The sequence below is a fragment of the Paenibacillus vulneris genome, from assembly GCF_039543185.1.
GTDB classification, from domain to species: Bacteria; Bacillota; Bacilli; order Paenibacillales; family NBRC-103111; genus Paenibacillus_S; species Paenibacillus_S vulneris.
The window spans coordinates 731,720-753,875 of sequence record NZ_BAABJG010000015.1; the positions used below are offsets into that span (position 1 = coordinate 731,720).

Here is a 22,156-nt window from a genome sequence, read left to right on the forward strand (position 1 = left end):
AGACGGGGAAGGATTCATCTTTTCCCGTCTTTTTCTGTTTTCCCAAGCACAATATGCTTTCATTGGCTGGGCAATTTTTGATCTGCGTTCTATTGGGTTTCATAAGCAGCCCGAATGTCGAATTTCAGCTCTGGGAATTGTTCGCCCCATTCTTGAATCCTAGCTTCGATGATTTCTTTGTCAAACCGGCCTGCAAACAGCTCCGGATCGGGCAAGAATGTAACGGTTATACCGGTCTCGTTCGTTCTCCCCACCGTCATGAGCCCGGATTGTGGAATGCCGTGACGGTATTCCTGACGGTTAATTTCCCCGTCCCTTCGAACTTCTACGCTTAGCGTGCGTGATAATGCATTGACAACCGCTATGCTGATTCCTTTCTCCGCACCAGAGGCGACAAACGATAGCTTGGGATCGCCGAACACGTCCAGCTTGGTCATCATGGATTGGACCGCCGGCTGTCCGGTTTGCGGAAGCAGCCGGATGGGAATCCCCCGTCCGTTATCCGCAACGGTGACTCTTCCGTCATCATGTAAGTAAATGCCTACCTCGGAGCAATAACCCGCCTGATGCTCCTGGATTGAATTACTGAGGACGGCCCATAGAAGCTGATGAAGGTCATAGCCTTCCATTGAAGAACGGCCCAAATAATTATGCGCTTCATTTCGCGCTTCCGTCATTTCGATATAATCGCCGGTATCTATTAATTCCGAAACGGCTGATAACAGAAGGAGAATCGGCATCCGGCGGTGAGCCGGAATCGTATAACGCCCGCCGCGCTCCTCCTGCTTCAACAAATCAGCGCCGGTCAAAGCTTTCAAATGGTGGTACAGCTGTCCCGTTGTTCCCATGTTCAGCCGTTCGACCAGCTCCGCACCGGTCAAGGGCTCGTTCCATACTTCAAGGAGCAGGTCCAGTCTTTGCTTGTGACCGAGCGCAGACAATATCTTGGCTGCCTTGCCTGACTGAAGTCCGAACAGCTCTTCGGCTTTTTTTTCCTGGGGCTCGCATCGCACGATCTGTTCTCCACTACGATAGAATCCGGAGTAATAAATGGAGCAGGATGAAGCGCTGTCGGCCCCTTCTATTACGGGTAACTTTTCCTCAAAGCCGTTCATCTTCCTAAGCAAGCTTTTTAGCTCGGACATCTGCTGCTTCAACTCATCCAATTCAGCGCCATAGTCTCTATTCATGAGATGAATGCTCCTTTTAGTAATACATGAATTAACAACTCAATGTATATTACGGTTTTATCGATTTACGTATTATAATATCCCAAGCGCCATTGGATGTAAATGGATATAACCTTTCCTTGGTACAAATGAATTCGCTTGATTCTCCACCGTATGTTCCTCCTGCTATGGAGGATCCGGATCTTAATGGATTATTTCACCATGTAGGTCTTCGCAAGCTTTAGCAAATCTTCTTTCGAAAGGTCACCTGTAATTTCCAATGAAATGACTTTTCGATCCGCCGTTTTGTACTTTATAACTAGCAAGTTCTCATATTCATTTGCCGTAAACATGGCTAGTGTATCATTGTCAGCTTCAACATTCTCCCATGGTGCATCCTGAAAGGTTATGGACATCGTCAGCTCTCCATCCTTCAAAGCTTTCGTCATATCGCCGTCCAACTGTTGTCTTACGACAATATCCTGTTGCTCCCATTGGTATAGATCATAAAATCCGCCCAGCCACCATTCATCTGCTGACTTGACACGATAGTTATTATCTAATGGAACCACTCCAAATGATTGGACAAGAGTGAACGGACTCGCTTGCGGTCTTAACAGGGAGTAGGCCCATTGGTTCTCTGCCTCTTCCGTGGATACTGTCTTCCAGATTGCTGTCGATCGGGATAAAGCCGCTTCGAGCTTGTACCTATAGGAGACTGCATTCTTCTCAGTATGTGAAGCCTCATGCCCCCCATTGTGAAGGATATTGATTTGTACTCCGTTCCAGGAAGCGTGAAATATAGTGGCAGCGCTGACGGAAGCGGCGGCAGCAAACAACAAAACGCAGGCAACCCACACTGGCATTACTTTAAGCCGATTGCGCTTTTGCAGACCTTGAGCTTTATGAAAGGCATACACTTGCTGCATGACTCTATCGGTGAGATCGGCCTCAGGCCATGCTGTCTCTCTCATTCTGCGAATCAGATGGTTAACATTCGAATCGTTGTTCATATCCCGTATCCTCCCATTGCTCTCTGTTTCTTTTCAATTTTTTCTTTAGGCGCTCGAATCTCTTACGTACCGTAGATGAACTAATTCCCAGCAGCTCTGAAATTTCTTGAAACGACCGATCTTCAATGACCCGCAGAGCCAAAATCTCCTTTTCTGCCGCGTTTAAACCCTCGAGCCACTGCGAGTCCATATCGCCCCGGTCGGAAACTATTTGCTCAGCGCTCTTCTCGTTACGAGCAATTCCAAATAGCGGCATGAGGAGCTTCCATTTCTTTTTTCTTTGGATCAGGGTTCTGCAATGATTCCCGGCAATCTTATACAGCCATGCCAGGAACAAGTCATCATTGGCGTGACGATAGCTCGCCAAATTCCTGTATGCTTTGAAGAAAACCTCTTGCGCAGCGTCCTCCGCCTCCTGCCGATTTCCAAGCATAAAGTAACAGTATGCCGCTATATTCCTCTGATACCTCCGAACGACCCACTCGAACGCATCCGGATGACCTTGAAGAACCTGGTCGATGTGTTTCTTAATCTCCATGGTTACAGACCTCCTTTCCATCGGGTTCATTTAGTGAAGTCTTCTCTATGTATAACTAACTAAGCGCGAGGAATGTGACCTTGTAGTGTCAAAAAGAGAAAACCCTCTCCCGGTTTCTCCATTTCTGACATGATGTCTCAATGGATGCTGTTGTGCACAAACAAAAAAGGCCAGCCAGATAGTTCCGGCTAACCTAATAATACGAAAAAGCAGCGATAGCTGCGAAACCCATATTGAAAAATGCGCAAGGGAATAGGTGGGATACCGACGCTGCCGGGATGTAATCCTTAACGATTTGTTGTTATCTCCTTATAAGTAACTACGGCTGATAACTGAATAATTTCCAGTATAATGGGAGTTCCGCGGTAGATCGTTGTGTCGCTGGTATTAAGAGTCAATGTAGTAGGACTGAGGCTGTATACGTCGCTCGTTTGCAAAATGCCGTTGATAAATAAACTGTTATAGCTGCTAGGGCCTATCCCTTGAAAAAGAGCAGCGGGCTCGCCAGCGTCGTTCGTAAACAGCTCAGCCGGGATCTCTATTGGCTCTGTCGAAGACAAGTCGGACTCAACCAGATAGTAGTACCTGGATGCTGCCGGGATGATGGTTATTTCCGGGAGCGGCCCCGGAGGTCCTGCCGGCCCAGGTTCTCCCTGAATCCCTTGTAGGCCTTGCGGTCCCGGTATGCCCTGCAGCCCTTGTTCGCCCTGCGGACCGGGAGGTCCTGGTATTCCCTGCGGCCCTTGAGGGCCCGGAGCTCCCGGTATCCCTTGTGGCCCTCGTTCGCCTTGCGGTCCTGGAGCTCCCGGTATCCCTTGCGGCCCTCGTTCGCCTTGCGGTCCGTGAGGCCCCGGTATCCCTTGCGGCCCTTGTTCGCCTTGCGGTCCGGGAAGCCCCGGTATCCCTTGCGGCCCTTGCTCACCTTGCGGTCCGCGTGATCCCCTTCCCCCCGGTAAACGGTATATCCAGCGGCAGGTTCGCGAACGTTTTCTTTTTGGATCCTTCTTCTCTACTTTTCGTTTAGGTCTTCGAATACACAGCTTTATTTTTTTCTTAGATGCCTTCAGCTTCATTCGTTTTTTTAAAAGAGGTTGATGTTTTTGCTTACGGGCTGGATTGCGCCTCACTACCGTTACCTCCCAATCTCTATAAAATACCATATTTTCACTCTTGATCTACCTATGGTATTCATTCGCCGGGATTAAGAATGGACTGGCGTCCATATTTCTTTGTGCGAGAGTCTATTTTGGCAGATAAGATTTCATGAATCCATGAAATGAACCCCACTAAGTGGGCCTAAGTGGGGTAAGTAACCTACCGTATCCTCTTAACGCAGCAGGCAAGGACGCTTAGGATCGAAAGTCCATCCTGGTATTAAGTACTGCATGGCGGCTGCATCATCGCGCGCTCCAAGACTCATTCGGGTGTACAGCCTGTGAGCCTCTTCGATTTGCTCCATATCGGGCTCAATACCAAGTCCGGGCTTCTCCGGAACTTGAACGCGTCCCCCGACAATTTGGAGCGGGTCCTTTGTTACATGCTGTCCGTCCTGCCATATCCAATGCGTATCGATCGCTGTTATCTCACCCGGAGCGGCAGCAGCTACATGAGTAAACATCGCAAGTGAAATGTCAAAGTGATTATTGGAATGCGAGCCCCAAGTGAGGCCCCAATCATTGCACATTTGTGCAACACGGACAGAGCCCTGCATCGTCCAGAAATGCGGGTCCGCCAGGGGAATATCAACCGAGCGGAGCTGTACGGCATGACCCATCTCCCGCCAGTCGCAGGCTATCATATTCGTAGCCGTCGGAAGCCCTGTCGCACTACGAAATTCTGACAGCACCTCGCGGCCGCTATATCCCTTCTCAGCGCCGCAGGGATCCTCGGCATAAGCTAAAATCTCTCTCTTGCCTTTACATAACCGGATTGCTTCTTCTAATGACCAGGCTCCGTTAGGGTCCAGAGTTATACGCGCATTCGGAAATCTCCGGGCAAGCAGCTCAACGGCTTCCATCTCCTCTTCCCCGGAGAGGACACCACCCTTCAGCTTGAAATCGTTGAAGCCGTATCGGGCATGTGCCGCCTCGGCAAGCTGCACTATCGCTTCACCTGTGAGCGCTTCCTCATGACGAAGCCGGAACCAGCCGTCCTTGGCATCGGGATCGTAAGTATATGGCAGATCAGTTTTACGGCGATCCCCGATATAGAACAAATAACCGAGCATCTCTACGTCTTCCCTCTGCTGACCGTCACCGAGAAGTGCAGCGACCGGGACATTCAGGAACTGCCCCAGAAGATCCAGAAGCGCAGCCTCCAGCGCTGTTACGGCATGGATGGCTATGCGCAGATCAAAGGTTTGAAGCCCTCTGCCTCCGGCATCGCGATCGGCAAACCTGCGCTTAACCTCTCTCAAGACATTATTGTAGCCTCCGATGGACTGCCCGACTACAAGCGGCTTGGCGTCTTCCAAGGTCTGACGGATACGTTCCCCTCCAGGCACCTCACCTACCCCTGTATGCCCTGAACTGTCTTTAAGGATGACGATATTGCGGGTAAAAAACGGCCCATGAGCCCCGCTCAGGTTCAGCAGCATGCTGTCCCGTCCGGCAACGGGGATTACCAGCATGTCCGTAATGATGGGTGAAGAATGGGGCGATGAATGCAAGGATTCAAGCTTCATAACTTAGCCTCCTCGTCATGATTTGACGAACACGGTTTTGACTGCCGTAAAAAACTCGATCGCCGCACGTCCCTGCTCGCGGGAATGAGAGCTCGACTGCTTCATGCCGCCGAACGGAGCCTGAAGTTCCACCCCGGCACTTTCCGCGTTGATTCGTACAAGGCCGGCGTCCATCTCTTGAATAAACTGAAGCATGGACCCGATATTCGACGTAAATATGGATGCGCTAAGCCCGAATTCGGCGTCATTAGCCAACTGCAGTGCTTCTTCGATACTCTCAACCTTCATCAGGGCAAGCACAGGGCCAAAGATCTCCTCCCGGGCAATCGTCATGTTAGCAGTGACATTCTCGAATACTGTAGGTTCAATAAAGTAACCGCCGGCGAAATCATCGGCTTGGGTCTGTCCCCCGCCGCACAGCAGCTTCGCTCCCTCTTCAATTCCCTTACGGATATAAGCAAGAACCGTTCGATGCTGCCGTTCATTTGCGCAAGGTCCCATCCACACCCCATCAAGCATGCCATCCCCGACCCGGATCTCCTTGATCCGATTCAAAAGCAGCCGCTTGAACTGTTCATAGATTTCCTCATGTACGATAACCCGGCTCGTAGCCGTACATTTTTGTCCTGTGGAGCGAAGGCCGCCGCTCACCGTAGCCTCCACTGCCAGCTCAAGGTTAGCGTCCTCCGCTACGATCACCGGATTTTTGCCGCCCATTTCAAGCTGATATTTCGCTCCGCGGGCAAGTGCAGCCTGACCTATCGATTTGCCAACCGAATTGGAGCCGGTGAACGATATTCCCTGGATTCCAGAATGCTCCGCGATGCCTCGGCCGATAACGCTGCCGGAGCCGGTTACCATATTGACGACACCGGGAGGCAAACCTGCTTCCTCGAAGCATTCCATCAGCAGGGAGCAGGTCACCCCCGTCTCCGACGCAGGCTTGATGACTACCGTATTGCCGTAGACTAGGGCGGGCGCCATCTTCCATAGCGGAATCGCGACCGGGAAATTCCAAGGTGTAATAATACCTACTACGCCTAACGGCACTCGGGTCGTGAACATGAGGGCTTCACTATCCGTGGATGGAATCACATCTCCAACAGGGCGCATCCCCTCGCCCGCATAATAGCGAAGAATAGCTGCCCCGCGGGCCGTTTCGCCTTTGGCTTCAGTGAACGTCTTGCCCATTTCCTTGGTCATCGCCGTCGCTACCTCATCTAGCCTTTGCTCTAAAAGGGACGCGGCTTTGTACAGATAATCTCCTCTAACGCTTCCAGCCAATTGCCTCCACGCCTTTTGAGCATCAGCCGCAGCCTGTACAGCCTGATTGAGATCCTCCAGCGAGGATTGCTGTACATACCCAACCACTTCGTGTTTACGGGCCGGGTTTAGGCTGGCATCTATTTCCCCTGTATGGGAGGGAATCCACTTCCCGCCAATAAAATTCAAATAAGTCGGACTAGCCTGTGATGTGCTCATGCTTGGGGGTTAACCTCCTTCCTAGGCTCAGGGAACCGGTCGAACGCTACCTTAATGATTTCCTCCAGCTTTCGGTAATGCTCCTCTTCCACAGAGATAATCGGAGGGCGAACATCAGTCCCAACAGGCAGTCCGACGATTTGCATGCCGGCTTTGATCAGGGCTACCGCATAACCTTTTCTTTGACGGCGGATCGCATTGATTGGCAAAATAACATGACGGTACAGATCATTCAGCATGGGCTGATTGCCATTTAGCAGCGCGTTATAAAACAGGCGTGAAATATGCGGAATATAGTTCGATATGGCCGACGAATAGGCGCTGAAGCCCAAATTCACATAAGCCGGCATCGTCACCTCGGCCATGGGCATTCCGTTCAGCCAAGCCAATCGGCTGCCTATGGTCTGTGTCAGTTCAATATTCAGATCCATATTCCCGTGCCCATCCTTCAACCCGACCAGCTGAGGGTGCTCGAGCAGCCGTTCCAGTGTACTTAACGTCAGGATACAGTTATCCCGCTGATATACAATAGCGTTCAGCTCCGTGCTCCCGATAATGGCGCTTAAATACCGGTACAGCCCCTCCTGCTCCGCATCAATCAAATAAGGAGGAAGGATCAGATAGCCGTCCGCGCCCAGCTCCTCAGACAGCTTGGCCAGCTCTATCGCATGAGTGATGTTGCCGCCTACGCCGGTATATACAGGGACCCTCCCTCGGGCAGCCGAAAGCGCTGTCTCAACCATGAGCCGGTAATCCTGATGGGACAGAGCATGAAATTCTCCGGAGCCGCAAGCTACGAAAATTGCAGAGAGTCCCTCTTGAAGCAGAAATTCTACATTTTGTTCAAAGGCCTTCTCGTCCAGTTTCCCGCTTTGATCCATCGGTGCAACCGGAAAGCCTAGTATACCGGTAGGTACTTTTTTGGAGCTATGGTTCATGTTCATTGTCTATCCGCCCTTCCTTTTTCCTCGTTTATTCATTTTCAGTATAGGGGCTGGGAGGGCGGAAGTCTTTTCAAAATCACGCCTTATTTTTGCACTTTTCGTGATATAATGAGGCCGTTGGGAAAACCCTTTCATATAGAATTCCAAGGAAACAATATAAAAGGAGGAAGCGCATGGTCCCTAGCACAGCCTCATGCCAAAAAAGCAGTCTATATTTAAACGAGCATGTTACGAGACTTCAGGGTCCCCCCGCCTCCTTCTTTATACACTATTGGGGAGGCAAACCAAGTCATCACGGCAATACGCCTCATGCCCATTCATTTTTTGAAATTTGCTATGTAGCAGATGGCTCCGGATCTTATGTACATAACGGCATTACCTATCCCCTTCATAAAGGAACTCTGTACTGCTCCAAGCCTAACAGCTCCCATCATATCGTAAGCGAGTCCGGCATGCTGCTGCTGTTCGTCGCCTTTGATGTTTTAGAGGAAGCTTCCGATCCAGATGTAATAAGCAGTTTCGATAAGCTGAACCAGTTTCATCATTTGTTTATAGCCGATGCGGAGCAATCCGCCCCTGTACTGACCTGGAAAGCGCTCATTGCTTATTGCTCAGGAGAAACCGTCGATCATCCATTAGCTGCCGAAAAGCTCGCCCACTCACTGCTCCTGACAGCTCTGTCCATGTTCTCCCGGCACGGCGGCACGGTTACGGCAGAGCAGGAAGCCGAGCCTGTTTATTCGGGTGCGCTAAAGGAAGCGAAAGATTATATGCTCAGCCATCTTTCCCGGAAATTGACGCTTAAGGAATTGGCTCAGGAAATTCACTTATCGGAGAGGCAGCTATCCCGTCTTCTGTCCGAGCAGCTCGGGCTTACGTTTCCTTCGTGGATTCGCAATGAACGCATCAAAAGAGCCGCCTATCTGCTAGTCTATACCGACATCAACATGGAGGATATCTCTGCGGAGGTCGGTTTCGAAACGGTACATTATTTCAGCAGGGTGTTCTCCGACCTGATGAACATTACACCAGCCAAATTCCGCAAGGCCGTCCGAAGCAATGAGATGGACTTTAGCTTGCTGCATCGTTACTTGCAAGCGGCTGTCAACCGAAGCTTGTCTTAAATCTAAATCGTGAAGTGCCATGCTGTACGATTCAAAAAGATGATATGGGCATTCGCACAAACATATAGTCATTCACCTACGTACTTTAAAGAAGTGAATGGATTCTGTTATTCGATTAAAGGGAGAGGATTACCATGATGTATACACCGCTGTGGAGCACCCAGGGATTGATGAGGCAGCCGCAATCACCTCCGCCCGCGTACATTCCCCCAAAGCCTTCTGTTTCGTATGTAATCGACTGTATTCATGAGTACACCTATGTTTGGCTGCTTAATGGGGACCAATTTTGGTTCTATCCTACCCGCGTGGAATACGGCGAAATTTCCGGCTATAGATGGAACGGCGCCTTTTGGATGTTTTACGGGATAGATCCAAGGTTGATCGATGCTGTCGCATGTCCGCCAATTCCTACCCTTTACTGACATGTGCGTGCAATTTCAAAAGAAAAGTCCCCCTTCATGCGCATTTCGGCATCAAGGAGGACTTTTTGACTTTTGTATTATGAATGGATTCACGCTTCAGGTGTTCACCTTGAACGGAGATAAGCCAGCACGTCCTCAACAGGCAGCGAGCGAACCACACTCCCTCCACGGCCTGTTGTCGTTTCCGACATGAATAAGGAGTTATAGATCGCTTCCTCCGTTGCGTCTGCAGCTGCGCGAAAACATTCGGACATCAGCGGCCCGTCTTCGCGAATGCATTTCAAAGTGATGAACCCCGTATCCGGCGAATGCGGTATAAGGCTGCCGTTGCTGAATGCGATCACGATGTCCCCGCTGCCATGATGAGCAATGGAGCCTGTTCGCGCCAGACCGATGCCCGCCCTTTTAGCAATTCTTTGCAACTGGCGGGAGTCTAACGGCAGGTCAGTACCTACCACGATAATGATCGAACCGTCATTATTCCCGCGTTCTATCATTGGTTGATTAAGGAATGCCCCGACCGGCTTTCCAAGTATTGTAAGGTCCTCGCCCTTTCCATAATTGGTGAGAACCAACACCCCGAAATGATAAACAATACCGTCTACCGTTATTTGTCTGGAAGAGGTGCCGATACCGCCTTTATACCCGAAGCACACCATGCCGGTACCGGCTCCGACCGCTCCTTCCGCAACAGGCTGCCCTGCTTTCGCTTGCCGAATAGCCTCCATAGCATGCTCGGGCCGCACATGCAGGCCTCTCATATCATTTAACAGCTTGTCATTGCATTCGCCGGTAACGACATTCAGCGAACCATCCTGGCCGCCAATCCCCTCGTCCAGCTCCATCATGAATTTCAGCGCGCCTTCCGTCGCTGCAGGGACACTGAACGTATTGGTCAGCATAATCGGGGATTCCAGCGTTCCCAGCTCATTGACCTGCACCAGTCCCGTCGTTTTGCCGAAGCCATTGATGACATAGGCCGCGCCAACTGCCTTTTCCCGAAACGGATTCCCCGGATGCGGTAAAATCGCTGTCACTCCCGTCCTAACGCAATTGCCCTCCAGATTCTTGTTCAAAGTCACATGTCCGACGGCAACGCCGGGCACATCGGTTATACTGTTAAGCCTTCCCATTGGCAGCTTGCCGACAGAGAAGCCGTAATCGCGAAAACGCCGCTTGGTCATTCGTCCTTCTCTCCATTCCTAGGGTGAATTGCCAATATTACCGCCTCCATTTTAACACATAGGGTGGGAGTCTCCGCCTTGTCCACACTAATTTCCAATAACAATCCTGCTAGAAAAAAATTATTCCAAATGAGATACGTTTGCAAAATCAACAAGCTGAAAGGTCCCGTCTCTACAAATCAATTTGGTAATGGAGCACTCAGGCACAAGCTTGCTCTGCTCTTTAAGAAAATGAGGATGCCATTGATTCAGCTCTATCTGAGAACATACATGCACCAAGAAATCGGTTATCAATCCTCCATGCGTGACCGCAATAATAGGACCCTGTGGAAACTCAATGGACATTTCTACTAGAAATGAACTTAGGCGTTCACCCGCGATCTTCGCCGAATCCCCAATCGCTGGGATAAAATCTCTATCCTTCGTACAATGATCCCACATAGCTGCGAATTCCTCAAATGATTGCCCGGGCAAGTCCCCCCAGTTGGCTCTTTCCCGTAAGCGAATATCCTCTATCACCGGTAGGATTATTCCCTCAGCAATACATTGAGCGGTTTGCTTGGCTCTTGCGAGCGGGCTGCATAGGAGCTTTGTTATCGACATACTGCGAAAATGGCTTGCCGTCATCTGCGCCTGCTTAACTCCCTCAAAAGTCAAAGGAACATCCCCGATCCCCTTCTCCTTTTTTGCATGTCGAACCAGATAAATCGTTGTGCTCATGGAACCAACTCCTTCCGCGCAATAGTATCTAATTAGACTGTTATCTAATTAAATTATAGCACATCTCTACATATTGGAAATCCCTAATTAAGCACTCGAACCGCAAAAAAATAAAAGCCTGATTTCTCAAGCTTTTCTATCTCGACTTATCGCATGTTTCATAACGTTCGCCTTATAAGGACTCCCGGTATTTGCCCGGAGTCGTTCCTTCATACTTTTTAAATACCCGTATGAACCCAATATCGCTGGCATAGCCGACTTTGTTCGCAATTTGCGTAAAGGTCAGCTTTTTATCCTTCATCAGCTTCTTGGCTTCCTCAATACGGACTCTCGTTAAATAATCCGTCAGGTTCATTCCCGTTTGTTTCTTGAAAAAAGCGGATAAATATTGCGGCGTTAAGCCAAAGTGATCCGCAATGGTCGTCAAGCTGAGCATATCGTCCCCATAGTGCTCTTCGATATAGCGGGTGATTCGTTCTGAGAGCTGTCGGCCGTGATGACTGCGTCCCGCATTCAAATGCTGGCACAGAGCGAGATACCACTCTCTGATCTTGAGCTTCATCTCCTCCACGGTCGTGCACGAGGATAATTCCTTCAGCGGATCGAACCCTTCGCCGAATACCTCGTGATACAGCGGCTCCATCGGATTCATGATTTTCCATAAGGTGCTGACCATATTAATAAAGAAATTCCTTCCCAGTTCAGGAGAGATCCGCCGCTGGCTGAAGTGCGCATGAAACAGATTGTCGATAAGCCTGCTGACATTCTCTTTGTCGCCGCTTTTGGTGAAGTTGATAAGCTGAATCTCCGTTTCGATTGGGTAATAATAGTGACCGTCCGTGTCCGAAATTTCCCTGTAGCGGATAATGGAACTGTGGCCCCTGTACATTTTATAATCCAGCGCACTGAGCGCTTCGAAGTAGGATTCGCATGCGTGCTCCGTCCCTTCATGCATATTCCCTGTGGCGAGGGTGATATACGTATGAAACCGTTCCTCCATCATCTGCTTGAGCCTGGCTGCGATATCGTCGAGCGCCTGGTCCGCTTCTGCTCTTCGCGCTTCCGAGAAGTTGACAAGCAGGGCTACACGGTGCTGGTCCAGCTCCACCGCATACCCCCATTCTCTCTCGCGAATCAAATCGTTGCCTATGTTGGAAATAATAAAACGAATCAAAGCCCACTGCCGTTCCGACGAATCCGCACTAAACCGGCTGATATCGGCGATGTCGATTAAAATCACGGCAAATAAATCGGAAATAAACCGGATATTCATAAACGCAAGCGATTCATCGGTCATTCGGCTTACGTCAACATGCCCCCGAATAAAACGAGACAGAAAGCTTGCCTGGATGACCGGGGTTTGGCGGGACAATGTCTTCCGAAGCTCACGCTCTTCATCCATGGTCATTTGAATGGTTTCCCGAATAAACTCATACTCATTGGACGGCTGCTTCGTTCGCAGCGGCTTCCCGTTCTGCAGCACGCGTACTACGTTACGCAGCGGTGTGTAATTGCGGTGCAGCCAGAACCAGATCGCCGCTCCGCCGCCGGCCAGACAGATCAAGAGCAATGTGATCATCCAATTTCTCAGCGTATAGACCCGCTCCAGATACACATTCTTGGGCATGATATGGACGTATTTCCAGCCATTTTGTTCCGAGGCGGTATAAGACAGCATCATCTCCTTGCCATGGTCCTTATACTCGTAAGGTACGCCTTTGTACTGGACGACGTCACGGATTTGGTCCCAGGGCAGGGCTTGACGATCGTTTCCGATCATCAGACGGTCTTTCCGGTCCAGGATGAATACCGAGCTTTGGTATGCTGATTCGACTTTGGACAGCATGCTGCGAATTTGATTCACATCCAGCAAAATAACAAGCGCTCCGCGGATATCGCTCGGCTCGCCAAGCGGCAATGTCTGGACATACGTAATGGTATCCAGCGTGCCGGTGGGCGTATCATAGGTGACCGGGATAAAGTCCTGGTAATGCGGACTGCTGATCAGCCCGTTGCGCCAGGCTTCAAAGCTGGTTCCCACCGGCCGGTACAACCGTTCATAGAGCACGTCCGCCGAAGTTTTGGCTGTCGGCATCAAGACCGTATCATTCACCCCAAGATAAACGTAGTAGCCTTGAATGAGATCGCTTACATTTTGGTAACGCGACATATGCTCCGAGACGAATTCCACGAATTTGTACGCATCGGCAGAGTCCGCCGTCTCCGCATTATTCATAAGCCATTGCAGGCGGGGGTTCAGCGCGATTTGCTGGGACATAAGCTGGACATCCCTGAGCTTGCTGTCCATGACTTGACGGAGCTGCTCTAGCATGGCATAATTCGCCCGATTCGCATTATCGGTCATAATCGTATTGGTTTTCGTGTATAGAATCGATCCTAATGCAATAGGAAGCAGAAAAACGGCCAGATAAGACAATAAAAGAGTTGTGAAGGCACTCCCACGAGATATGCTTTTGATTCGCACCATACCCCACCTCTCCCGATTCGTTCTCCGTATCTATCTTATTCTGGAAGTGGGTCCCGTTTTCCTGCTTCCCGGCTTTTATTCCTTCAGCGCTCCGATCATTACCCCCTTGACGAAATATTTTTGCAAGAAAGGATACAGCACCAGGATAGGAATGGTTGCAACCATGATCGTTGCGTATTTGATCGCTTCTCCGATCGGCATTTTGTCCACGCCCGACGCGTCCACCATCATGTTGTCCGTGCTGTTCGTAATTAGAATTTCCCGCAGGATCAGCTGCAGCGGATACAGATCGCGGTCCCGCAAATAAATCATCGCATTGAACCATGCGTTCCAGTGAGCTACGGCATAAAACAAGACCATGACGGCCATGACGGGAATCGACAACGGCAGAATAATTCGCCACAACACGGTCCATTCGCTTGCCCCGTCGATCTTCGCCGATTCTTCGAGACTAACCGGCACCGCCTGGAACGAGGTCCGCATGATGATTAAATTCCATGTATTGATGGCCCCGGGAATAATCATCGCCCATGGAGTGTCTACAAGACCCAGATTGCTGACCAGAAGGTACGTGGGAATAAGTCCTCCCTGAAAAAACATCGTGACCACAATCATAAACATGACCGCGTTCTTAAAAAATACATTTCTTCTCGAAAGAAAATACGCTCCGAGCGCCGTCATGATCAGATTGAAAATGGTTCCGACAATGACATAAAACAGGGTATTGCGGTAACCGCTCAAAATGTTCGGGTTCGCAAAAACGGCTTTGTAGGCATCGAGACTAAACCCGTATGGTTTCCATAGCAAGCCGCGGTGCTGTGCCAGCAGCCCGGGATCACTTAGGGAAGAAAATGCGACGAACAAAAACGGATACAGCGTCAAAAAACATAGTACAATCATAAAAAATGCGTTCAAAACGTCAAACGTTTTTTCGCCGAGAGTCGGTTTGTCCATTCTGCTGTTCCCCCCATTACCATAGTTTAGTCTCGCTTACCCGCTTGCTTATGCTGTTGGAGAGGATAAGCAGGGAAAAAGCAATAACGGCGTTAAACAGACCTACGGCTGTCGTGTAGCTGTAGCTTGCTTCCAGTATCCCCTTGCGGTAGACGAAGGTGGAAATGACGTCGGCTGTATCGTAGGTCAGCGGATTGTACATCAACAAAATTTTCTCGCTGCCGACGGACATCATCGACCCCATCTTCAGTATTAACAAAATGATGATGGTAGGCATAATGCCTGGAATGGTGATGTGAATCATTTGCTTCCAGCGGCCCGCTCCGTCGACCTTGGCAGCTTCATACAAGGTGGGATCGATATTCGACAGCGCCGCCAAATAAATGATGGAGCCCCATCCGACCTGCTGCCAAATGCCGGACGACACATAAATAAAGCGAAACCACTCCGGCTCGGACAGATAAGACTTGGAAGCCACCCCGAAGAAGGCAGCCAATTGGTTCACAATCCCGTCTCTCGCCAAAAAATCCACCAGCATGCCGACAACGACGACAACGGATATAAAATGCGGCAAATAGGTAATGGTCTGAACGATTCGCTTAAAATATTGCCTGCGCAATTCGTTAAGCAAAAGCGCGAGGATGATCGGTGCAGGAAAACCGAAGATCAGCTCATACACGTTGATCAGCAACGTATTACGAATCAGCCTCCAGAAATAATAGCTATTGAAGAAATCAATGAAATGCTGGAACCCGACCCACGAGCTGCCCCAGATGCCGTCTCCGGGACTATAGTCTTTAAATGCGATTTGCAGTCCGTACATCGGGCCGTAATCAAAGATAACGTAATATGCAATGACGGGCAAAACCATTAAATACAAAAGCTTGTTGCGCTTAAGATCGCGTCCAATCGTGATCCACAGGCTCTGCCTGGAACGGGCGGACTTGCTAATGGCCCCCTCGGCGGCTTTCATCGTTTCCATACGGCATCCCTCCTCCTCTTTCTATAGGATAGGGAGATGAACGGGTCATCTCCCCTGTTTCCCTTCAACGAACCATGAAGAAGCATTATCTCTTCTTGTATCTTTCCAATGCTGCCTGTTCAATTTTGATAGCTTCCTGGATGCCCATGCCTTCAATGGTTTTTACGTACTTATCGAAATTATCCAGAGGCTCTGCTCCCATAATGAACTTGTTGAACATTTCGTCCTTGAACGTGTTGACATCGTTCATGATGGAGGCGAACTTGCTGCTCTCATCCGAAGTCGGTGTAACCGGAGGCAGCTTTCTTTCATCGGTCGGCTCCGACCAGATCTTGATCGAATCCTTCTGCTCAGGCAAAGCGGCATATTGCTCCATATATCGTTTGTCTTGTACGAACGGACCATTGAAATTGGCGCGGACATGACGGGCCATAGCCTGGGCCATGGACATATCCTTCGGATTCATGATGTCGTCCAGGTAAGTCGGGTAACCGTTGACCATTTTATAAGAAACGCCATCGACTCCAAAGTTAAACAGCATCTTGCCTTCGTCGCTGTAAGCATAGTCAAGCCATTTGGCCGTAGCCTCCGGGTTCTTGTTCGAGGTTGAGATCGCAGCGGCCACCCCTCCGGAGAAGTTGTAGGTTCTTGCGCTCCATAGCTTCTTATCCCCTTTGTTTACGACAGGGAAAGGCGCGGCTACCAGCTTGAAATCAGGAATTTTGTTCTTGACAAGCGATGTATAGTTACCGATACCGGAGCCGGTGCTCATGACTGTCGCGAACAGCTGATTTCCTGTCACCTTCGCATCCTTCAGCTTGCTGTCCGTCACGGCAAAATCCGGATCCAGCAGCCCTTCCTTGTACCATTTATTCATCACAGTCAGGAACTGCTTATATTCAGGCTGGATAGGCCCGTAGCTCACCTTGCCATCCACATGGTAGAAATCGTAATTGACGCCGAACGAACCGAGAAAAGCAACGGAACCTCCCATATCGTTTTTGCTTATCAGCAACGGGATTTCATCCGCTTTTCCATTGCCGTTCAAGTCGCTCTTCTTGATCGCGGTCAAGGTGGTATACCACTCGTCAATAGTTTCCGGCATCTTCAGGTTGAGCTTATCCAGCCAGTCTTTGCGGAGTGCTATGCCGTTACTGACCAGCAAATAATCGTCGCCGCGCAAGAACGGAAAGCCATAAATGCTGCCTTCATCCGTCATAACCTGCTTTTTCCAATCCGGGTTGGCATCCAGAATTTTCTTTAGATTCGGAGCATGGTTAGCAATAATATCGTTCAGCTTAATAATTTTTTTGTCCTTGATCGCTTTTTCCGGACCGCCGGGATATCCCGTCCAGCCATATTCGATGACATCAGGCAGATCTTTACCGGTAATCATTAAATTGAACTGATCCTTCTCCTGCCCTACAGGGGGATGCTGGAATGTCACATTGACCCCGGTACGCTTCTGCAGCTCCTGGTACACCGTCATATCGCCAAAGCTCTTTAATGTTGCAGCAACGTTGCTTGCAAGACCAACCCAATAGGTAAGCGCTTGCAATTTAGGGGGCTCTTGTCCTTCTTTCTTATCTGTGCCTTGTTTTGCCGGGCTCGAGCCGCTGCATCCTGCAACGACCGATAGGGTCAATAGAGCCGATGCCCCTGCAGCAGCCCATTTTTTACCGCTGGTCTTTTTCATATACCCCTTTTACCTCCTTCAAATAAAAGCAAAAGTTTGGCGAAAGCAGCCGGCTTCACGCGATGGTGTAAATGATATCGAGGATAGCGTCAGACCAAGAATGCCGATCGCTGCGTACCGACGATTTCGCTTATGTTTATTTTTGCAAAGATTGCGTCACATGGAAACCATTCAATTTAACCAATGATAATCCAACCTTAACATTGGCAATAATCCGTTTTTAACATCGGCTAACCGATATTAAGGTATGGCCTGCACTCCATGCATCAGAGGTATGAAATGTCATAGCGCACGCACAGGTTCTGGGAAAATGTGCAAGTACAATCGGCAGCTTTTTATCGGAAACAGCCTCCTTCATACATAGGAACTGCTTAAGGCTGAATGCCGTTATCTGTAAAAAAATCATTTCATGATTATGTTGTATGGCGCATGATTATCCCTGTTCTAAGGTATAGTCTATTTTCAAGTCGGGCTGATCGAGCCGCAGAATTGCTTCGATACATGGTTGTGGAACACATTACCCTCCGCGTATTCACGCAATTATGGGGTACCTGAAGAATCTGTCCGACCCCTCTGGGATGCCGTCGACTCGCATACTACCACAGGTATAGCACAGCACAAAGAGCCCGAGGTTGCTTTGATTTACCCAGGCGGCTTCTTCCGGAATTTCATGAGGCATATCCCGAAGTTCAGGTCCGAATCATCAGCGCAGACAATGTTTCGGAACGGTTGCATAATAACGAGATCGACCTTGCGTTGACGATAACCCCTGTACATGACAAGCGCATCGTTTCCCAACTATTATACAAGGAGAATGGCAGTCAATTCGTTTCAATCCTTTACATCGAATTACATATAAGGCATCCATGGCAAGACAAATAAATGGAATGGGTTGGGCACATAGGATGACCTTCAGGTATGGCAGGAATTGGGTCGTTATCATCAATCTCACTCCATTCCCAATAATGATTTTCGATAACATCATCCACGCTGAATGCTCGTATCAGTTCTTTGAATCGATGTAAGCATCTAACTACCATTTCTTCATTAGGTTTATAGTCGAGAACCTCCCACTTAATTTTGTTTATTGCTCCCTCGATGGCTTTCAACATAAATAGTTTCATCCGATTGAAATCACGAATTAACCATGGCATCTCCTCCAAACTAAACCCAACTGTTCCAATACCTACAATGGACTGATCCCGTTGAGCTAACCAAATGATGAATTCTTTTTCCCGGTCTGTCACTGCCAACAATGACCCGCTTAATACAAGCATTTCAAGAAATACCGAGGTGAGACCATTGGACATATGCAAATCTTCCAATGAATTATGCTGGTCAGGTAATGATACACAATTTCCCATCTTATCACTCTCCTTTAGCGCTTATGAACCCTTATATCCAATCGCTTTCATATAAAGCTTTTCTTTCTGTTTTCTATCCCTTTCACCCGCTTCGGGTTTTTGAAAGAGCTCCAAATCTGCCTCATTAATCAAACGTTCATCTAATGCTCGAACTAACAGATCATAGCCTCTTAGTCTTTGGAGTGTCTGAATCTCTGGGTTATTCAATATCTGTCGTGTCTTTAATTGGTTTCGTACAGACCAAAAATAGATTTGCCGTCGCAGCTCGCCGTTATCCGGACCATGCTGTTGAATCAAATCGATTTGTTCCTTGGTCGCTTGATCTCTGGTAACTGCATTTATGATTATACTTTCCAAAGCAATATACGGATCTTGTTTATACTCTTTGATCAGCTTGAGCAATAACGCATCCGACCATTCCTGATTCCGGTAACAAGCCCATACGATATGCTCTTTCACATCATCATCAAAAGTAAATCGCCCCCTGTTCATCGTTATATACTCCAGCGTTCCAGGGTCTAGCAGCCCATGAATGGATAGCTGATCAGAGCTTGATAAGGATAGTATCAATCGATTAATAGAACCATCTTGATCTCGTATAGCAAGCTCATCGATCTGTTTGGCCGCTGTTTCCAGGCTCATAAAAAGCATTTCCTCCCCACGACCCTACCGTAATGAGTAGGTGAATTTTTATTTTTCCCACACAACACCCATTGCCCAACCCATTTTTTGAAAACGGCAATTCGGCAATAGCTTCCCATATAAGTCGTAATATTGTTTTTCGGATAGATACTTGTCCGATGCTAAATGTTCAAGCCAGGACTTGGAAGTGTTATGCTTGAAAATTCTGATGGCGTTTCTCAACCCGAATTTGCGAAGATGGGGAATAAACTCAAGTAACGCTCCAATAACATACACGTAAGCTGGTGGAGTTTCTCTCTCTGACACATTGTCAAGAATGACAAGCTTTCCACCATCATTCAGCAAGCCTTTCATATTGTTAATGACACTTGGTATATGATTTAGGTGGTGGAAGGTGGTTCTGCTCACAATGAAATCAAATCCGCTATCGAAGGTAAAATGTTCTGCATCCATATTCAAGTAGCTTATATTGGAACGCTGACGCTTCGCTTTAGCTATCTCAAGCATTTCGTCAGAAATATCAATACCAATGACCTCTTCAAAATGAGATGACAATTCATGAACTAAAATACCTGAGCCGCAGCCAACATCTAATGCACGTCCTCTTTGCGCGGGGAGATTGGATATAAAAAAGGAATAATCATTTAATAACGTATTCACAAAATCATACTCTACCGCAACTTTGTTAAATTGATGTTTGGCTCTGTTCAAAGTAATACCTCTTTTTCACGTTTATGGTTTCTTCTTTATTCGACGCTGCATTCACATCCTCCTTGCCATCAAAAAATCAGACAATGTGAAATAGCGCTCTCCCCGAACGGAGAGAACGCTTGAACACACAACTTATTGATGATAAATTCGGTACAATAATACGGCTGCTTCCGCCCTCGTTGCATTAGCCAACGGATTCAGCCTGCTTCCGTCACCCTCGACCACACCGGCCTTGACCATTGCCGCAAGATCACCTATAGCATAAGACGATACTTGTGAACGGTCCGCAAAAGCGGCCAAGTCCTCCTCTGAACTTGAGGGCAGTGTTTTCCCAGCTTTATGCAAAGCGCGGCTGATAAGCACCATCATATCTTGCCGTGAGATAGGCTCCCTCGGATAAAATTTCCCATCCTCTCGCCCTTCCGCTAATCCAAGAGCTTTGGCCACCCCTACTGCATGATGATAATAATCATCCAGGGTCACATCGTGAAATTGGGCGGAAGCCGAGGCATTGAATCCCATAGCCCTTGTTAATAAAAGGATAAAATCCGCTCTGGTAACCCTGGTGCCCGGATCAAATTCCTTCTCCGATATGCCGTTTATCACTCCCTTGGACGCCATTATTTCAATGGCTTCCTTAGCCCAAGGTACGGTTTCAAGATCCTCGAAGCTTTTGAATACGTAAGCCACCGCAAAGGAACTGAAATGAGTCGTTTTAAACATGATCTGCTCCTTAGAGGCCACATATTGGGCCGTCGGAACCGGCTCTATGCTACCCTGCGGATCGATATGCCACACAGTGAGATGCTCTGCATGGGTAAGCTCCTCACCAGCAGCACGATATGGAATGGCAACCAATACGGCTGCATCCGGGTTATTGAAGGGGACGATTTGCCCGTCAACCCGGATATCCAGTTGAACTATCGGCCGATCTCCAACCTCTTTCTGTACAGATTCAGGCAGTGTATTCGCAGTGCCTTTCCCAATCCTTAGACCAATCTTCTGTGCTTCATTTAAAGACCTATTCGACAGCATATGAGAAGGAATCCGGATCGTACCCAGCTCGGTAACGATAATGAAGTCCATATTCGGCTTGCTTATAAAATAGGCAACCGGAATAGACAGCTCATAGCTCTGGGCTCCTTCCGCTTTTTCCAGCTCAAGGGTGATACTGCGCTGCTCACCAGACTGGGCTTTCTTTAGAGCATCGTTATACAATTCATCCGTTAACTGCGCCAGTGCCGCGCCGGAGAGTGGATCCAATTGGACCTTCAGCGGCAAGGTCAGCCCCTTCTCCGTAGAGATTTCCGGATTCGGAGGCAGCTGCGGAATCACCGGAGCGGAAGCCGAGCCGGATGACGATGGCCGTCTGGAGCTGCCTCCCAGCTGAACGGCAAACGTAGCGGATTGAGACAGGCTGCTGTCCTGTCCCCATACCTTGACGGTATAGATGCCATTCAACAATTGGCTCAAGGTGTACTTGAAGTAGTAAGCACCTTTAGCTCCAGTCGCGCTTTGATCGGAATATTCCACGACCTGGTTCGGGTTTCGAAGCTCGACATGTACAGGATTGCCCTCTATAGTCCCCGACGTACCGGAAATGATGACACTGCGAGTTCCGTAGTCAAACACGGCTGATACACTTGGGGCTTCCAGCGGACTTACATAAAACGCAGCCGTTGCAATGCTCGACACATTTTCACCGCTTACCTTGACAAGATAGTTCCCATTGACTCTTTGTTTCAGTGTATAGACAAAGGAATAACGGCCGTCCGGACCAATCGTTCCTTGATCCAAATAATCGAGTACGTCATTCGGATTCCGAACTTGTACCGTTACCAGGCTGCCCGGAGGCGTCCCCATGCTTCCTGTTATTTGGACCTGGCCGCTAGAGCTATCATATGAAGCGTTGACCGCAGAGGAAGGTGCCGCTGCAGCTGGAGACACCATACTAAAGCATAATAACAGCACGAGCAATAGCACCGTGGATTGTTTCAAACTTACTCCTCCTTTGGGATGCAGGGGAATGCTGCAGCTTAA

General features: G+C 48.9%; 20 protein-coding genes. 3 read left to right on the plus strand and 17 right to left on the minus strand.

Annotation, left to right across the window (positions count from 1 at the left end):
- Positions 1-89 precede the first annotated feature (89 nt).
- The 7 genes from ABEA66_RS16875 to kdgD form a co-directional block, all read right to left on the minus strand.
- Entirely contained in the window at positions 90-1,190 is a 1,101-nt protein-coding gene (locus ABEA66_RS16875; RefSeq protein WP_345589104.1) for an ATP-binding protein, read from the minus strand.
- Positions 1,191-1,381: 191 nt separating this feature from the next.
- On the minus strand, positions 1,382-2,182 hold the full coding sequence (locus tag ABEA66_RS16880; protein WP_345589106.1) for a hypothetical protein: 801 nt from the start codon (positions 2,180-2,182) through the stop codon (positions 1,382-1,384).
- Entirely contained in the window at positions 2,160-2,720 is a 561-nt protein-coding gene (locus tag ABEA66_RS16885; protein WP_345589108.1) for an RNA polymerase sigma factor, read from the minus strand. The genes ABEA66_RS16880 and ABEA66_RS16885 overlap by 23 nt, the downstream gene beginning before the upstream one ends.
- A 287-nt stretch (positions 2,721-3,007) precedes the next feature.
- The gene (locus ABEA66_RS16890) at positions 3,008-3,847 is read right to left on the minus strand and encodes a DUF4183 domain-containing protein (RefSeq protein WP_345589110.1); all 840 of its coding nucleotides are present in this window, start codon (positions 3,845-3,847) and stop codon (positions 3,008-3,010) included.
- Between the two features lie 200 nt (positions 3,848-4,047).
- Positions 4,048-5,403: a glucarate dehydratase gene (gene gudD, locus ABEA66_RS16895; RefSeq protein WP_345589112.1), complete on the minus strand. Its 1,356-nt coding sequence runs from the start codon at positions 5,401-5,403 to the stop codon at positions 4,048-4,050.
- 15 nt (positions 5,404-5,418) lie between these two features.
- Positions 5,419-6,885, minus strand: a complete 1,467-nt coding sequence (gene gucD, locus ABEA66_RS16900) for an alpha-ketoglutaric semialdehyde dehydrogenase GucD (protein WP_345589114.1) — start codon at positions 6,883-6,885, stop codon at positions 5,419-5,421.
- Positions 6,882-7,823 (minus strand): 5-dehydro-4-deoxyglucarate dehydratase, encoded by a 942-nt coding sequence (kdgD, locus tag ABEA66_RS16905; RefSeq protein WP_377739474.1) that lies wholly within the window; start codon positions 7,821-7,823, stop codon positions 6,882-6,884. The genes gucD and kdgD overlap by 4 nt, the downstream gene beginning before the upstream one ends.
- Positions 7,824-8,002: 179 nt before the next feature.
- Here kdgD and ABEA66_RS16910 point away from each other — a divergent pair, with 179 nt between their 5' ends.
- Both ABEA66_RS16910 and ABEA66_RS16915 read left to right on the plus strand, forming a co-directional pair.
- A complete protein-coding gene (locus ABEA66_RS16910) occupies positions 8,003-8,953 on the plus strand; it encodes a helix-turn-helix domain-containing protein (RefSeq protein ID WP_345589119.1) in 951 nt (316 codons plus the stop codon).
- Between the two features lie 134 nt (positions 8,954-9,087).
- Positions 9,088-9,375, plus strand: a complete 288-nt coding sequence (locus ABEA66_RS16915; RefSeq protein ID WP_225948132.1) for a transporter — start codon at positions 9,088-9,090, stop codon at positions 9,373-9,375.
- A gap of 104 nt (positions 9,376-9,479) precedes the next feature.
- Here ABEA66_RS16915 and ABEA66_RS16920 read toward each other — a convergent pair whose 3' ends face one another.
- From ABEA66_RS16920 to ABEA66_RS16945, 6 genes are all read right to left on the minus strand, one after another.
- The gene (locus tag ABEA66_RS16920) at positions 9,480-10,559 is read right to left on the minus strand and encodes a P1 family peptidase (RefSeq protein WP_345589123.1); all 1,080 of its coding nucleotides are present in this window, start codon (positions 10,557-10,559) and stop codon (positions 9,480-9,482) included.
- Positions 10,560-10,679: 120 nt separating this feature from the next.
- On the minus strand, positions 10,680-11,279 hold the full coding sequence (locus ABEA66_RS16925) for a histidine phosphatase family protein (RefSeq protein WP_345589125.1): 600 nt from the start codon (positions 11,277-11,279) through the stop codon (positions 10,680-10,682).
- 172 nt (positions 11,280-11,451) lie between these two features.
- A complete protein-coding gene (locus tag ABEA66_RS16930) occupies positions 11,452-13,767 on the minus strand; it encodes a helix-turn-helix domain-containing protein (RefSeq protein ID WP_345589127.1) in 2,316 nt (771 codons plus the stop codon).
- Between the two features lie 75 nt (positions 13,768-13,842).
- Positions 13,843-14,721 (minus strand): carbohydrate ABC transporter permease, encoded by an 879-nt coding sequence (locus ABEA66_RS16935; RefSeq protein WP_345589129.1) that lies wholly within the window; start codon positions 14,719-14,721, stop codon positions 13,843-13,845.
- 16 nt (positions 14,722-14,737) lie between these two features.
- Entirely contained in the window at positions 14,738-15,694 is a 957-nt protein-coding gene (locus tag ABEA66_RS16940; protein ID WP_079911928.1) for an ABC transporter permease, read from the minus strand.
- A 94-nt stretch (positions 15,695-15,788) separates the two neighbouring features.
- On the minus strand, positions 15,789-17,399 hold the full coding sequence (locus ABEA66_RS16945) for an extracellular solute-binding protein (RefSeq protein ID WP_192702470.1): 1,611 nt from the start codon (positions 17,397-17,399) through the stop codon (positions 15,789-15,791).
- Between the two features lie 702 nt (positions 17,400-18,101).
- On the opposite strand from ABEA66_RS16945, the gene ABEA66_RS36355 reads away from it, so the two are divergent.
- Entirely contained in the window at positions 18,102-18,281 is a 180-nt protein-coding gene (locus ABEA66_RS36355) for a type 2 periplasmic-binding domain-containing protein (RefSeq protein WP_377768455.1), read from the plus strand.
- Here ABEA66_RS36355 and ABEA66_RS16955 read toward each other — a convergent pair.
- The 4 genes from ABEA66_RS16955 to ABEA66_RS16970 all read right to left on the minus strand — a co-directional run bounded on the left by ABEA66_RS16955 (position 18,239) and on the right by ABEA66_RS16970 (position 22,114).
- Entirely contained in the window at positions 18,239-18,763 is a 525-nt protein-coding gene (locus tag ABEA66_RS16955) for a hypothetical protein (protein WP_345589132.1), read from the minus strand. The two genes, ABEA66_RS36355 and ABEA66_RS16955, sit on opposite strands and share 43 nt — an antisense overlap.
- A 21-nt stretch (positions 18,764-18,784) precedes the next feature.
- Positions 18,785-19,405, minus strand: a complete 621-nt coding sequence (locus tag ABEA66_RS16960; RefSeq protein WP_345589134.1) for a hypothetical protein — start codon at positions 19,403-19,405, stop codon at positions 18,785-18,787.
- Between the two features lie 48 nt (positions 19,406-19,453).
- Positions 19,454-20,116, minus strand: a complete 663-nt coding sequence (locus tag ABEA66_RS16965) for a class I SAM-dependent methyltransferase (protein WP_345589136.1) — start codon at positions 20,114-20,116, stop codon at positions 19,454-19,456.
- A 132-nt stretch (positions 20,117-20,248) separates the two neighbouring features.
- Positions 20,249-22,114, minus strand: a complete 1,866-nt coding sequence (locus tag ABEA66_RS16970; RefSeq protein WP_345589138.1) for an S-layer homology domain-containing protein — start codon at positions 22,112-22,114, stop codon at positions 20,249-20,251.
- Positions 22,115-22,156: the final 42 nt, after the last annotated feature.

Excerpts from the sequence above, each read along its gene's own strand:
- ABEA66_RS16875 (WP_345589104.1), bottom strand. The coding sequence starts at position 1,190 with ATGAATAGAGACTATGGCGCTGAATTGGATGAGTTGAAGCAGCAGATG.
- ABEA66_RS16880 (WP_345589106.1), bottom strand. The coding sequence starts at position 2,182 with ATGAACAACGATTCGAATGTTAACCATCTGATTCGCAGAATGAGAGAG.
- ABEA66_RS16885 (WP_345589108.1), bottom strand. The coding sequence starts at position 2,720 with ATGGAGATTAAGAAACACATCGACCAGGTTCTTCAAGGTCATCCGGAT.
- gudD (WP_345589112.1), bottom strand. The coding sequence starts at position 5,403 with ATGAAGCTTGAATCCTTGCATTCATCGCCCCATTCTTCACCCATCATT.
- gucD (WP_345589114.1), bottom strand. The coding sequence starts at position 6,885 with ATGAGCACATCACAGGCTAGTCCGACTTATTTGAATTTTATTGGCGGG.
- kdgD (WP_377739474.1), bottom strand. The coding sequence starts at position 7,823 with ATGAACCATAGCTCCAAAAAAGTACCTACCGGTATACTAGGCTTTCCG.
- ABEA66_RS16910 (WP_345589119.1), top strand. The coding sequence starts at position 8,003 with ATGGTCCCTAGCACAGCCTCATGCCAAAAAAGCAGTCTATATTTAAAC.
- ABEA66_RS16915 (WP_225948132.1), top strand. The coding sequence starts at position 9,088 with ATGATGTATACACCGCTGTGGAGCACCCAGGGATTGATGAGGCAGCCG.
- ABEA66_RS16920 (WP_345589123.1), bottom strand. The coding sequence starts at position 10,559 with ATGACCAAGCGGCGTTTTCGCGATTACGGCTTCTCTGTCGGCAAGCTG.
- ABEA66_RS16925 (WP_345589125.1), bottom strand. The coding sequence starts at position 11,279 with ATGAGCACAACGATTTATCTGGTTCGACATGCAAAAAAGGAGAAGGGG.
- ABEA66_RS16930 (WP_345589127.1), bottom strand. The coding sequence starts at position 13,767 with ATGGTGCGAATCAAAAGCATATCTCGTGGGAGTGCCTTCACAACTCTT.
- ABEA66_RS16935 (WP_345589129.1), bottom strand. The coding sequence starts at position 14,721 with ATGGACAAACCGACTCTCGGCGAAAAAACGTTTGACGTTTTGAACGCA.
- ABEA66_RS16940 (WP_079911928.1), bottom strand. The coding sequence starts at position 15,694 with ATGAAAGCCGCCGAGGGGGCCATTAGCAAGTCCGCCCGTTCCAGGCAG.
- ABEA66_RS16945 (WP_192702470.1), bottom strand. The coding sequence starts at position 17,399 with ATGAAAAAGACCAGCGGTAAAAAATGGGCTGCTGCAGGGGCATCGGCT.
- ABEA66_RS16955 (WP_345589132.1), bottom strand. The coding sequence starts at position 18,763 with ATGGGAAATTGTGTATCATTACCTGACCAGCATAATTCATTGGAAGAT.
- ABEA66_RS16960 (WP_345589134.1), bottom strand. The coding sequence starts at position 19,405 with ATGAGCCTGGAAACAGCGGCCAAACAGATCGATGAGCTTGCTATACGA.